This is a genomic window from Lysinibacillus phoenicis (assembly GCF_047238325.1).
Lineage (GTDB): Bacteria > Bacillota > Bacilli > Bacillales_A > Planococcaceae > Lysinibacillus > Lysinibacillus irui.
In genome coordinates, this window is sequence record NZ_JBDFMP010000002.1 from 4,356,966 (window position 1) to 4,371,204 (window position 14,239).

Annotated in this window: 11 protein-coding genes; 8 read left to right on the forward strand and 3 right to left on the reverse strand. The window is 37.6% G+C overall.

Features of this window, described 5'->3' with window-relative positions:
- Positions 1-61 precede the first annotated feature (61 nt).
- Positions 62-2,281, forward strand: a complete 2,220-nt coding sequence (locus ABC382_RS23375; RefSeq protein ID WP_322611604.1) for a DNA internalization-related competence protein ComEC/Rec2 — start codon at positions 62-64, stop codon at positions 2,279-2,281.
- A 28-nt stretch (positions 2,282-2,309) separates the two neighbouring features.
- Here the strand turns inward: ABC382_RS23375 and ABC382_RS23380 are convergent, their stop codons facing one another.
- The gene (locus tag ABC382_RS23380; RefSeq protein WP_036121877.1) at positions 2,310-2,447 is read right to left on the reverse strand and encodes a YqzM family protein; all 138 of its coding nucleotides are present in this window, start codon (positions 2,445-2,447) and stop codon (positions 2,310-2,312) included.
- Between the two features lie 234 nt (positions 2,448-2,681).
- On the opposite strand from ABC382_RS23380, the gene holA reads away from it, so the two are divergent.
- A complete protein-coding gene (gene holA, locus ABC382_RS23385; RefSeq protein WP_312506829.1) occupies positions 2,682-3,692 on the forward strand; it encodes a DNA polymerase III subunit delta in 1,011 nt (336 codons plus the stop codon).
- A 97-nt stretch (positions 3,693-3,789) separates the two neighbouring features.
- On the opposite strand, the gene rpsT is transcribed toward holA, so the two are convergent.
- Positions 3,790-4,038, reverse strand: coding sequence for a 30S ribosomal protein S20 (rpsT, locus tag ABC382_RS23390; RefSeq protein WP_274793843.1), 249 nt, complete (start codon positions 4,036-4,038; stop codon positions 3,790-3,792).
- A 163-nt stretch (positions 4,039-4,201) separates the two neighbouring features.
- Here rpsT and gpr point away from each other — a divergent pair, with 163 nt between their 5' ends.
- The 6 genes from gpr (at position 4,202) to lepA (ending at position 12,055) form a co-directional block, all read left to right on the forward strand.
- Complete coding sequence (gpr, locus tag ABC382_RS23395; RefSeq protein ID WP_322611603.1) at positions 4,202-5,218, forward strand: GPR endopeptidase; 1,017 nt, start codon at positions 4,202-4,204, stop codon at positions 5,216-5,218.
- 108 nt (positions 5,219-5,326) lie between these two features.
- Entirely contained in the window at positions 5,327-6,187 is an 861-nt protein-coding gene (gene spoIIP / locus ABC382_RS23400; RefSeq protein ID WP_274793841.1) for a stage II sporulation protein P, read from the forward strand.
- Positions 6,188-6,649: 462 nt separating this feature from the next.
- Complete coding sequence (locus tag ABC382_RS23405; RefSeq protein WP_322611602.1) at positions 6,650-8,545, forward strand: acyltransferase family protein; 1,896 nt, start codon at positions 6,650-6,652, stop codon at positions 8,543-8,545.
- A gap of 149 nt (positions 8,546-8,694) precedes the next feature.
- Positions 8,695-9,147 (forward strand): HIT family protein, encoded by a 453-nt coding sequence (locus tag ABC382_RS23410; protein WP_274793839.1) that lies wholly within the window; start codon positions 8,695-8,697, stop codon positions 9,145-9,147.
- The gene (locus ABC382_RS23415) at positions 9,140-9,949 is read left to right on the forward strand and encodes a PP2C family serine/threonine-protein phosphatase (RefSeq protein WP_322611601.1); all 810 of its coding nucleotides are present in this window, start codon (positions 9,140-9,142) and stop codon (positions 9,947-9,949) included. Before ABC382_RS23410 ends, ABC382_RS23415 begins: the two co-directional genes overlap by 8 nt.
- A 279-nt stretch (positions 9,950-10,228) precedes the next feature.
- A complete protein-coding gene (lepA, locus tag ABC382_RS23420; RefSeq protein WP_274793837.1) occupies positions 10,229-12,055 on the forward strand; it encodes a translation elongation factor 4 in 1,827 nt (608 codons plus the stop codon).
- 603 nt (positions 12,056-12,658) lie between these two features.
- Here lepA and ABC382_RS23425 read toward each other — a convergent pair.
- A complete protein-coding gene (locus ABC382_RS23425) occupies positions 12,659-13,264 on the reverse strand; it encodes a hypothetical protein (RefSeq protein WP_412927206.1) in 606 nt (201 codons plus the stop codon).
- Positions 13,265-14,239: the final 975 nt, after the last annotated feature.

The following is a 14,239-nucleotide window of genomic DNA, read 5'->3' on the forward strand; positions in this document are numbered from 1 at the left end:
CCATATAGCACTTGCTGTACTTGTAGCTGCTCTTGCGGTACACAAGTCGGCTTGGCTACTCATGTTAATACTTCTTTTAGCACTGTGGCTCATCATAAAAGATGAGTCACGTTTTCTTGCAACGCTTGTAATGGCTTGTGGGTTACTATCGTATTTTTTCCTTTCAATCTATCATTTGACGGAACCTTCCCCTTTACCGTCAACCTTCCCATTAACATGGTCAAATGACTATAAAATTAACGGTCAAACACTTCGAGGATTTGCAACAACCACAGATGGCCAAAAACTTTATGTTGTTTATACATTTTCTTCTGAGCAAGAGAAAAAGCTATATGAAAATACGTCCCTAACAGGCGTAACCTATTTAGCAAAAGGTGAACTTGTTGAGCCATCACCTGCTGCTCATACTTATGCATTTTCAATGTCAGATTATTTAACGAGTAAGGGAGCAATAGGTATAGTTGAAATCACGAATTGGAGTTACGTAGAAAAGCAAACTTCCTTCGTTACCTTCCTTGCAGAACGAAGATACAGCATAGAAAAGCATATTGAACGTACTTTTCCAAAATCCCTTGTAGTAGAGGCACAAGCACTTTTAATTGGAGAGAAGGACCAAATGGATGATGAATTGCAGCGTGCTTATCAAAAGTTAGGTATTACGCATTTATTTGCAATTTCAGGTTTACATGTTGCCTTGATATCTTGGCTATTTTTTGAAGGATTACTTAGAATAGGCGTTCGCAAAGAATTGGCTACGGTTGTTCTATTGATCCTCTTACCCGTTTATGGCGTCATTGCAGGAGGCGCACCTTCTGTGTGGCGTGCGGTTTCTGTGGTCGAATTAATGATGATACTGCGCATGATTAAGTTGGACCTACCAATGGATGATGTATTAGCTTTTAGCTTTATAGGCTTTGTCTTGCTTGAACCTGGCGTCATTTTTCAAATAGGCTTCCAACTATCCTATCTAGCAGCCGTAAGTCTTGTTTATTCCGGCACCATTTTTAAACAAACAAAAAATGAGCTTGCTCGCTCTTTTTGCATTACACTCGTGTGCCAGCTGCTCGTCTATCCTTTATTACTTTATCATTTTTATGAACTATCCCTATCCTCGTTCATTGTAAATATTATGTTTGTTCCACTCTTTTCCCTTGTAATATTGCCCTTTAATCTAGTGGTCTTTGTTCTAACGTATCTTCCCTTACCACTTGCAGACATGTTATTTATTGTCTACGAACCATTACGTCATTTGTTAACCGATATGATTTTTTACATGCAGGGGCTACCTTTCCAATTATGGTCACCAGGTAAACCAGCTATTTTGCTTAGTTGTGTAGCAATGCTAAGTGTTCTAGTGAGCTTTTATTACTTAGAAACAAGACGATATGGGAAGGCAATTGTCATCCTTTTCATACCAGCCCTTTGGATTCATTTATCACCCATGTTGTATAGCGAAACAAAGATCACGTTTTTAAACGTTGGACAAGGGGACAGTATCGTGATTGAATTACCATTTAGGAAAGCTGTGTATGTCATTGACGCGGGAGGGGTATTGCGATTTGAACAAGAGCAATGGAAGAAAACAGATAGACCTTATGAGGTGGGAAAGCAAGTTGTAGTGCCGTTTTTAAAAGGCAAGGGTATAAGAGCTATCGACATTTTTATTGCCACACATGCAGATGCAGATCATGTAGAAGGGGCAGAGGAAGTTTTACAAGAGATTAAAATGAAGGAAATTCATGTTACGCCGGGTTCATTGGAACAGCCTGTCATGAGAGATTTATTGAAGGAGGCAAAGAAATTCAAAGTTCCCATCAAGGAAAAGATGCAGGGGACAGCGTGGCATATCGGAGAGGTGGGTTTTTATTATTTATGGCCTCAAGATACCTTTTATGAAGGAAATGATGATTCACTTGTTTTATACATGCAGCAGAGGGGGTTTACAGCGCTTTTTACCGGCGATTTGGAGCAATATGGTGAACAACAGCTAATTAAGCGTTACGGGCATCTAATAGCCAATCTAACACTACTTAAGGCAGGTCACCATGGTAGTAAAACATCAAGTATAGAATCATTTGTCGAGTTACTCCAACCGCAATTAACGATTTTCAGTGCAGGTCTCCAGAATCGCTATGGGCATCCACATGAAGAAGTGGTCCAACGTTTTACAAGTCGGAATTTGGCGACTTTTACAACAGGAGTAGATGGAACAATTGAAATTCGTATTCGTGGCAATACTACATGGTCAGTGTCAAAAATTGAAAAAGGCCTTGTCCAATGACAAAGCCCTTTTCTGTGCATAAGTCCAATTACTGTGATACAAATTCTACTATAGTTGCAATAATAAACATAATTGTGAAAACGCCAAATGATACACCGAAACCAACACCAGAATCGATGGCATCGTTACGTCGACATTGTATGTTTTTTCCTTCAAATGGATTCATTGTTATCCCTCCAATTCTGTTATTTATTATAAGACAACATGTGCATAAAAGCTATATTGAAAAGGAGAATTCCCCGTCTGGCAAGGAATCGACACAATTTAGTCAAAGACACAAATAGCCTTTAAAGGGTAGAAAGTAAAACTCATTCATCTTTCACGAAAGAGCTATCGTGTCTTCTGCTATATCAATAAAAAATCATGTATACTAATAGTATTGCTAGATGGAGGGGAAATTATGATTTCAACGGTTTGGAATACAATAAAAAAAGGTGAGCTGGCACCAGTATATTTACTTGTTGGTGAAGAAAGCTATTTTATAGATGAGACCATCAAGCGTTTAAAAAAAGCGATGGGCCCAGAAGAAGAGCTAGAAATGACAACATTTGATTTGGATGAAATGCCAGTAGATGCTGTCATGGATGAAGCAGATACAATTCCTTTCTTCTCAGAACGAAAATTGATTATTGCTAAAAATGCCTCTTTTTTAAAGGCAACCGAAAAAGGGAAGGAAAAAATCGATCATGATGTGAAGCGTTTAGAAACGTGGTTATCGAATCCATCCGATTTTTCAGTAACTGTATTTATTGCCCCATATGAAAAATTAGATGAACGTAAAAAAGTAACCAAAATGATGAAAGAGCATGCGTTACTTGTGCAAGCAGAAACACCAAAGGAACAGGACTTAGCGGTGTGGATTCAAGGCATTGTGAAAGCACAGGGCAATAGCATTACACAAGATGCAATTGAACTGCTTGTGACGATGGTTGGAGCGAACATGCTACAATTACAAATGGAAATTGATAAGCTAACCCTTTATTTAGGTGAGGGTGGTGAAATTACATCTACTTTAGTGGAGGATTTAGTGGCCAAAACATTGGAGCAAGATGCTTTTAAAATGCTCAATGCTTATTTGGCGAATGATTCTGTCGGAGCCTTGTCTATCTATCATGATTTATTACGACAAAAACAAGAACCTATTATGTTAGTTGGGTTACTCGCATCCAATGTTCGTACAATGTCGAATGTTTTTTATTTGTTGAAGAAAGGATATCATCCGCAACAAATTGCTAAAAATTTAAAAATACATCCGTATCGTGTCAAATTAATGGTTGAGCAGCGGAATCGACCGTCAGAAGAAAGTTTGTTAAGAGCCTTATATCAGTTAGCAGAGGTTGATTTACAACTGAAATCGACAAGCGGTAACCGAGAACGCTTTTTAGAGCTTTTCTTATTACGTCAACTTTAACACAGAAAGCTGTCCAATATTGCGACAGCTTTTTTTATTATCTATCAAAATTAAAAAGATCAGCTACTCATAATAGAGTATCTGATCCTTTAAACAATTACGCTTTTTTAGCAAGGCGAGACTTTTTACGAGCCGCCGCGTTTTTGTGGATAAGTCCTTTTGAAGCTGCTTTGTCTAAAGATTTGAAAGCTGCTTGTAAAAGTTCTTGTGTGTTTTCAGCGTTAGCAGCAACAGCGTTCTCAGCTTTTTTCACTGTAGTACGCATTGCAGATTTAGCTTGAGAATTAGCAATGTTAGCTTTTTCGTTAACTTTTACGCGTTTAATCGCAGATTTAATGTTTGGCATATATTTCACCTCCTAAATTAGGTACGAGATGATATCTTCTCATTGATTTCTTGTGTCAATACAACAAAAATCATTTTAACAAACGCTTGGCCAAATTGCAATAGATAAATGCAAAGAATATTTACTTGACAGATTGAACAAACTACAGCTTGAGGTGAACTGTATGGAAAAATTTAATTGGCAACGAACAGATTTAATCGATGAATCAGAAGAGGTAGTTGTCCATCAGACAAAAGAACAAAAAGAAAAATTGGAACAATCAAGTGGCATTCAAATAGTAGATCGGAATGCTGGTCGAGTGAAAATTACAGACGTTCTTGTAGATGCTGAAGGGGAAAAGCAAATTGGTAAAAAAGAAGGACAGTATATTACACTTTCTGTCCCGACCCTAACATTAGAAGATCAAGATGGATTTACACAACTAGAACAAGAGCTATTGGTGAATTTTAAGAAATTGCATGAATCCCTTTCCTGGCAAGAAGACGATAAAATTCTAATTGTCGGCTTGGGGAATCGCACAATTACACCCGATGCGATTGGTCCGTATTTAATTGATCATCTGCATAGTTTAGATGTGATTGATGAAAAATTTGTGATGTATGCGCCTGGTGTAACAGGACAAACAGGCTATGAAACAGGTGAGTTCGTGGCTGCCATTGCTGAACGTCTACAACCAAAATTAATCATTGTCGTGGACGCACTTGCTACGAGAGCGAGTAATCGACTATGTAAAACCATTCAACTAACAAATACAGGTATACATCCAGGATCAGGGGTAGGGAATCAACGTCAGGAAATCTCCTATGAGATGATGGGTATTCCAGTAACTGCAATTGGCATCCCGACTGTAGTTGATGCACCAGTTTTAATTGCAGATGCAGTAGAAACAATGCTTCGTTCGATAGCTGCTCGAGTGGCTGAACGAAGTAAACCATCATCAAAGCTTTCTTTATCCTCTTGGCAACCAGACATCAGTAAGGACCTAGATATGACGTTAGTTCAACCTATTTTCGGTGAATGGGCGACATGGACGAAAGAGGAACGTCAACAGCTTTTTGAAGAAACCTTCGCAGGCTCCCATACACAATTGATGGTAACGCCTAAAGAAGCAGACTATTGGATTGATCGCTATGCAAGATTAGTGGCTTCTATGCTAATGAATTGGGCAAGTGAAATATAAAAAAGTAAAATGAGAGCTCTTCTGAAGCACTGATTTTTATGCAGAAAACAAGAAATATTTTTTCGTTCTAAAAAATACCCCCCCTCCATACGATATGGGGAGGAGGGTGTGACTTTGCTAAAAAAACTACAATGGTCATTTGGTATATTATTGTTCTTTTTCGTATTACCTGTCATTGCTGGGCAACTTCCGTTCAACAAGCAAGCATCGACTCCGATTAAACAACCAGAAGATAAGCAGGTCGTGTTTGCCGCTACCAATTTAGCTGAACAAAGTGTGTTGGAACAAACGAAAGAACCTGAAGCAGATCAAGCCCCGGATCCGGGACCTGACCCATTTAAAGTGTTAGTGTTATTTACTCATTCCCATGAAGCCTATGAACCAATGGTAAAGGCAGTGAGCGGTAAGGTAGCGACTTCTCATGAAACGGTTAATATTATGAGCTTGAAAGATAAGATTGTGAATCATTTTAATGTAAATGGCTTGAAGACAGATGTTCTTGATGTAGATATTATGAAGAAATTACAAGCAGAAGGTAAGGGATATCACGAATCTTATAATGTGATGAGACCTTATTTAAGTAAGCATTTAGAAACAAATAATTATGATTTAATACTGGATCTACATCGTGACTCATTAAAACATGATCTTACAACAATTTCGTATAACGGGGAAAACTATGCGAAAATCGCAATCGTTGTTGGAGCTGAACATGCCAACTTCCGCTGGAATACAGCCTATGCGGAAAGTTTATCTTCCACATTAAACGCGATTGTCCCTAAAATTTCTAAGGGTGTTATTTCCAAAAGCGGTGACGGTGTCGATGGACGTTACAATCAGGATTTAGCGAAGCAAATGATGATTATTGAGATAGGTGGAATTGGCAATACAGAAGAAGAGATCAATCGTACGATTGCTGTAATTGGGAAGGCTATATCAAAAGCATTTGTAAATGATTCAAAAAAATAAAATGGCAGAAAAAAGTGAGGCTCTTGTAGACTCACTTTTTTACTATTGTATCATAATAAAATTTCCAGAAAAAAATCTCATTATTTGTCTTTTCATTGCTCCATTCTTGTCTTATAATTTTCAAGTTGACTCCGATTGCATGATTAAACGTAAATGAAAAGCATATGCAAGTAAGGTAAATATGATTTTGAAACATCTACCATTTTTGGAGGATGTATTTTTAAAAATATAGCATACATACATATGAATTTTAAAAGATTAAAAAAGTGATAATGTTTCATTTTTCTCTAAAACTTTTATCGTTTTTCAATCGTCAAACATATAGTGAACATAAATGAATGAACGATGGAGAGGGGATGATTATTCATTAAAGGGCGCAACTATGCGTCAATCAAGATTTAGCACTCTTTAAGGGCCATTATACTGAGGAGAATTTGATAGATTATTGAAGGAAGGAATAGTATGTCAGGCAAGTCATTAAATCATCGTTATATTCCTGGACTAGACGGGATTCGAGCATTAGCTGTATTAGCAGTTATTGCTTACCATTTTAACTTCAGTTGGGCTAGAGGGGGATTTTTAGGAGTAGATATCTTTTTTGTATTATCAGGCTATTTAATCACCTCTACCATTTTACCTTTAAAGGGCAATCAATTAACAGTCAGCCTCAAAAAATTTTGGATCGGACGGTTTAGACGATTACTACCAGCTGCCTACGTTATGATTGTTTCATCATTTGTTTGGACAATGCTCTTTCATAAAGAGCTCCTCCATACATTAAGAGGAGATGCACTGTCTTCTATTTTTTATTCAAGTAATTGGTGGTTCATTTTTCATAAGCTTTCTTATTTTGATAGTTTCGGATCTCCGTCACCTTTAAAAAACTTATGGTCCTTAGCCATTGAAGAACAGTTTTATCTAATTTGGCCGTTGCTCTTAATGATTGGGCTTTATATTGTCCAAAAACAAAGTCAGCTAGCAAAGGTCGTCTTTCTTGGGGCCATTTGTTCAGCATTAGTCATGGCGATCCTTTATCAGCCAGGTGCTGATCCTAGTCGCGTCTATTATGGAACGGATACTCGCTGCTTTGAGTTATTAATTGGCTGTTGGCTAGCCCTTGTTTGGCCAATGAAAAGGCTATCTTCTCAAAAATTATCGACAAACCATGTGAAGAAATTAAATAGTATGAGTTTTATTGCACTTACTATTTTTTTAGTCAGTATAGTATATGTGGATGAATATCAATCCTTTCTTTATAGAGGGGGAATGTTCTTATTTTGCTTGAATGCGGCGATATTAATTGCATGTGTTTGTCACCCAGTGAGCATTTTAGGAAAAATACTAGCCTGGAAGCCACTTTGTTGGATTGGATCTCGATCCTACGGGATTTATCTATGGCATTATCCTGTTATGGTGTTGGGGACACCTATTCATGAAATCGGTAATCCCTCCTATTGGCGAGTTGCATGGCAGTTTGTCCTCATCATTATGATTGCAGAGTTATCGTATCGCTTCATTGAGATGCCTATTCGTAAAGAGGGGTTCAAAGACTATTATCGAAAATACCTTGTCTTTAATAAAAATAAATGGGAAAGTATTTCACTATCACGAAAAATTTCAACCGTCATGGTACCACTTTTCCTTCTTGTGTTTTTTACAGGAATGACGGGCGTTGTAGGGGAAGGGCAGGAAAGCCCATCTAGTTCCTATCCAACAACCATTAAAATTAATGGAGATGAACATACAGCCAATCTGAATGAGCATGACAAACAACTAGAGACAGACGAAGCTACCACTAGTAAGGAAAAGGAAGTCGAGGATGTTCAGCAAACAGAAACGCCAAAGCAAGATGACAATGACGTCCATGCAGTGCCTGAAAAGAAAGAATTTTATAGTGGCATATTAGCAATTGGTGATTCGCTTATGATTGATATTGCACCGACCTTACATACTATTTACCCAACTATTACGATCGATGGAAAAATAGGTCGCCAAGTTTCACAAGCTGTTAAACTAGCACCAAATTATGCAAGTTTTAATCAACCTAATAATGCAGTTATTCTTCAGTTAGGGACGAATGGTTATTTTACGAATGACCAAATGGACACACTCCTTAACGCATTTTCGAATGCGGATATTTATTTAGTAAATACACGGGTGCCTCGTTCATGGGAGGCTAAAGTGAATGAAGCTTTACTCCAAAAAGCACAGGAGCATGAGCATATTACACTAATTGACTGGCATGCAGCAGCACTCAATCATCCAGAATACTTTGCCCCTGATGGCGTTCATTTAGAGAAAAAAGGGGTAGAAGTTTTAACAAATCTGATTCAACAATCCCTACAAAAGCAAAACTAATGAAAAAGTCAGTTTACACAGTTTTTCTGTGTAGCTGACTTTTTTAGATACACCTAGTAGCTATCCAAGGTGGAAACATACAAATATGGTAAAAAATAAATAATGTGTGATGTTATAATTTTACTAATGATGGAAAAGGAGTGATTTCTTTGGAAGACTGTTTTATTTGCAATAAACATGCTGGCAATATTGAGGCTGCTGGCGTGATGATTTATGAAGACAAGTATGTTTATGTGGGTCATATTGATAGCAACGGTCAACCGAACTATTTAGGGCATATTATGATTGACTTAAAAAGACATGTACCGACCCTTGCTGAAATGACTGTTGAGGAAGCGCAGGCATTTGGAATCATCATGGCTAGAGTCAGCAAAGCACTAAAGGAGTCAGAAAACGCTGAACATATTTATGCACTTGTTTCAGGGAATTCGGTTCCGCATCTCCATTTGCACCTAGTGGCTCGCTATGCTAATACACCAAAAGAATGTTGGGGTCCTATGGAGGTCTACAATTGGAAAGAGGCTCCTATGGGAGATAATAATGAGGTTATCGATCTATGTAATCGTTTAAAAACACATCTGGAGAATAACCAATATGAATAACAATAGCCAAGATTTTAGCTGGGTTGGTAGCGAAGAAAATTTTGTTGATCAAATAACTATTCACCAATTAAATCATATCATTGTCGGTCGATATGGGGGTAACTCGAATGCAGGGCAATATAAGAATGAGGATGGATGTTTAGTTTGGTATAACGAAAAAGTAAATTGGGAATTTGCCATTATTTTAGATGCACATAACACATCTGAAAGTGCAGAAAAAATTATAGCATTATTTAATGATGAAAAATACACCATAAAGCATTTGCTATCTATGGCCACAACCCGAAGAACTTTTAACATGCTAGAAGAAAAGATATTAAGTATGTTTCAATCGAAAGAGTTTTTATCGATTTGTAAAAATGTAAAGGGAGAAACTGCTTGTTTAATTGTTGTAAGAAAAGATCAATATAGTTGGTGGTTTTCCGTTGGAGATTGTATTTTTTATTTATTTCACCCTGAACTAGCCTCGTTAGGTCAGTACCAAATAAATCAAAGGCAATTCTATGAATGGATCGGACAAGTAAATACTTTTGAACAGGACGTCCCATGTTATAGCGTAGGAATTAGGGAGTTAAGAAAAGGTGAGAATCTTTTTTTTCTAACGACAGATGGTCTAATTGAATGTCCGAATGAGCCTTATGATAATCCTGCAAACATTTTTCATTCTATGAACAGCAACGAAAATAAAAGCATTCAGTCGATATTGAAAAACATTCAAGACAATCATGTCAGAGATAGCACTACTATCATTTCTTGGAGAGTTGATAATTCGATGGAAGCCACTAAACCGAGTAATCAATAGAGCTCTAAAAAAGAGGTGAGAATTACACCTCTTTTTTCTATACTGTTGACTATGATTTATCCATTATTAACTTTCAACCTATTACTTCGAGTGTCTACCGCTTTCTATACAGGCTACTTCAGCCAATTTCTCTGCATTTATATACTTAATAATGTAAAACCTAAAAGTGGCATTAAACACCTAAAGTATTGATATTATAGGCTTTCCACTCTTGTTGCTGTTGTACTTTGCATATCGTTCATAGTATAATTCATTATAGTTTAATTAGGAGTGGAAAAGATGAACCGAGAAGCACGTTTAAAACGACAAGAGAATATACGAAATTTCTCTATTATTGCACATATTGACCATGGGAAATCAACGCTTGCTGACCGTATTTTAGAGCAAACAAAATCTTTAACTTCCCGTGAAATGAAAGCACAGCTCCTTGACTCAATGGATTTAGAGCGTGAGCGAGGCATTACGATCAAATTAAATGCAGTTCAATTAAAATACGAAGCGAAAGACGGCGAAGTGTATACATTCCATTTAATCGACACACCAGGACATGTCGATTTCACATATGAGGTATCCCGTAGTTTAGCTGCTTGTGAGGGTGCCATTTTAGTTGTGGATGCCGCACAAGGTATTGAAGCGCAAACATTAGCAAATGTTTACTTAGCACTTGATAATGATTTAGAAATTTTACCTGTTATTAATAAAATCGACTTACCAGCAGCAGATCCTGAGCGCGTACGTCAAGAGGTAGAGGATGTCATCGGGCTAGATGCATCGGAAGCGGTATTAGCCTCTGCAAAAGCAGGTATTGGTATTGAAGATATTTTAGAGCAAATCGTTGAGAAAGTACCAGCACCAACAGGTGATCCTGATGCACCTCTACAAGCGCTAATTTTTGACTCTGTTTATGATGCTTATAAAGGTGTTATCATTTCGATTCGTGTTATCAACGGTACTGTTAAACCTGGCGATAAAATTCGCATGATGGCGACAGGAGCAGAATTTGAGGTTATTGAAGTTGGGGTACATACACCAAAGGTTGTGCCACAGGCTGAACTAACAGTGGGGGATGTAGGGTATTTAACAGCATCCATTAAAAACGTGGGTGATACACGTGTCGGTGATACGGTAACCTTTGCTAACCGACCAGCAGCAGAACCATTAGCTGGTTATCGCCGCTTGAACCCAATGGTGTACTGTGGATTATATCCGATTGATACAGCCAAATATAATGATTTACGTGAAGCTTTAGAGAAGCTAGAGTTAAATGACTCTGCTCTACAATATGAGCCAGAAACATCTCAAGCACTTGGCTTTGGTTTCCGCTGTGGTTTCTTAGGATTGCTACATATGGAAATTATTCAGGAGCGTATTGAGCGTGAATTTAATATTGACCTCATTACTACCGCGCCTTCGGTAATTTACGAAGTCCATATGACAGATGGGACTTCCCTTAAGGTAGATAATCCTTCCTTTATGCCAGATCCACAAAAAATTGATCGTGTTGAGGAACCATATGTAAAAGCAACTATTATGGTACCGAATGATTATGTAGGAGCGGTTATGGAGCTTTGTCAAATGAAGCGTGGTAATTTCATGACAATGGATTATATTGATACTTCTCGTGTAAGTATTATTTACGAAATGCCTTTATCAGAAATTGTCTATGATTTCTTTGACTATTTAAAATCCAATACGAAGGGCTATGCATCATTCGACTATGAACTCATTGGTTACCAACCATCGAAACTAGTGAAAATGGATATTTTACTAAATGGTGAACAAGTCGATGCATTAAGCTTTATCGTCCACCGTGATTTTGCTTATGATCGTGGTAAAATTATCGTAGAAAAATTAAAAGAATTAATCCCACGTCAACAATTTGAAGTACCAATTCAAGCAGCAGTTGGACAAAAAATTGTGGCCCGTTCAACAATTAAAGCTATCCGTAAAAACGTGTTAGCAAAATGTTACGGTGGGGATATCTCACGTAAACGTAAACTTCTTGATAAACAAAAAGAAGGTAAAAAACGTATGAAACAAGTAGGTTCCGTTGAAGTCCCTCAAGAAGCGTTCATGGCTGTGCTGAAGATGGATGATACGAAGTAACCTTGAAATAACAGTATTTATAAGGTTTTAATCAAATAGTTTTTTAACAGTTGGGTGGAGATTGCCACCGATTTGCCACCGCATTAAAAATTGTGCCAGCAATTTATAAATTCTTAGCGATGGAATCAAAAATATCGGCAGCATCTCTCGCCATCTTCTGTGTTAAATGGACATAGCGGTCTTCAGTAATTGCTGATCTGCTGTGTCCTAATCTTTTTTGGACAGTTTTTATTGGTTGTCCACTTTCGATCAACATCGGGATTTACGATTTAAAATGGATGGATGGAGAATCCCTCCAAAATTGAACAGGCTACTTTAACCCTTCCAGCAACCTTTATTGCGTTTGATGTACTGTCAACCGATAAACCTCATACACAGCAACCATTGACCAGCTTCACAAATGTAACTTAGCTACAAAAATGAACGATGTACGTGAGTTTGTGAACGCTAAGGGGCTAACATTATCCGTGATATTGCGAACGGTACATAAACTATTGCTAGTACATTAAGAGCCGTTTTCACAGGAGCTTATAACAAGGCTGTAGGACGTTCAAAAGTGAAGCCTAATAAATCTTATCTATAGCAGAGCGAGATTATTTAAATCTATAAAGCTATAGTGATACCTGCCATTGCATTACCAATAATGGTAACAGTTCCTGATGAAGTGACTGTAAACACCATTAATAAAAGATCACCTGCTGCTACAGATACAGGTGGTGAAACATTCTTAAGACCCCTAGCTACGGAAAATAGGGTAGATATTGGGGTTAAATCAACAAATGCGTTTGTAGGAGAGAAAATATTGCTATATGCAGCTGCACGGTAAATCTGTGCTCTAATTGTACTTTCTATCTGAGGTTGAAAAGTAGTAGTAGAACTAAAGGATGCAGAGATGGTTGTTATATTGCCTGCTTGTGGGTTAGAAAAAGCTTCTGTCACTTGAGTAGTTAGATCAATATCACCATTGGGTAGTAACGCTAATCCATTTACAGCACTTCCGAATCCGATTAAAGATATACCACTTGGTAATCCCACAGAAGTTGTAGATATAGAAGAAGTAAAAGGTCCGGAAGAGAAGGGGATGATTGAGATTCCTGAGGCAACTGAAGGTACTGGTGAACATGTGGCATCTAAAGCTTCAAAAGGTCCGATTTTGCAATTGTTTTTAGCTGACGAACAACCACAATTTATGGAATTATTATCACGCATTTAATACCTCCTTTTTCATCAGTCTATTCAGAGGGGGTGGGTGTTAAAAGGCTATTGTCATCCACCTTCCACAGATGTTAATAAAACTGTTGATAAGAAAGTAAAAGAACCTCGCAAAGTTGGGTATATTGTACGGTGATTTTTATGCCCATTTGTATACTCGATACCATGCCTGATTAATGCCATTCGAGTATTGAAGTGGGCATATATGAAATGCTGTTGTATCAATGGTTTGCACTTCATTTTAGACTGCTCATTACATGCGATTCTTACTACGTAAGAGAACCGTGGTGCAGATGAAAAAGGAAAGGGTGAAAGTGTGCTTTTTGAAATACAAATAGAGTCCTCCACAATTTATTCAGTTATCTATCATCCATTCGCGATGGTTACGAAACGATTTATACGCAACAATATAGGTCGTCTTTACGTTGATTGTGACAAGGTACCTAAGAAAGGCGGCCATGTACAACACACAATTATGCGAAATTAATTCTGGCTATTTTAAAAATGTCCAAGTGACTGGAAGAGTGAAGTCAAAATATCAGATGGCACTACAAGTATCATTGTGGACGGCATGTTTTCAAGGAATGGAATTCAACATTTTTTAGAAGTCGATAACTTTCAAACCATGAAGGAGTATCGTGAAAAGATTAAATGGTATAAAGAGCTTATACCAAGCGTTGTCAAGCAATTAGGTTATTACCCTTGTATGGTTGACCACAACAGAATCGCGTAGGCAACAGCTAGAAGCATCCTGTGGTGGGCTAAAGTGCACGGTGTACACAAATAACGATATTCAATAAGAGGAGGAATATAGATGTTTAAGAAACGTATTAAATCAGTGGTTGTACCTGCTCATGAATATACAGATTACAGTGATTGATTTGAAGGTGATGAAAAGTATGCAACTCTAAAGCATGTAGCAATAGCTGCAACATTCCCATCCATAGTTGCAGTGGGAACAGGGCTATTTAT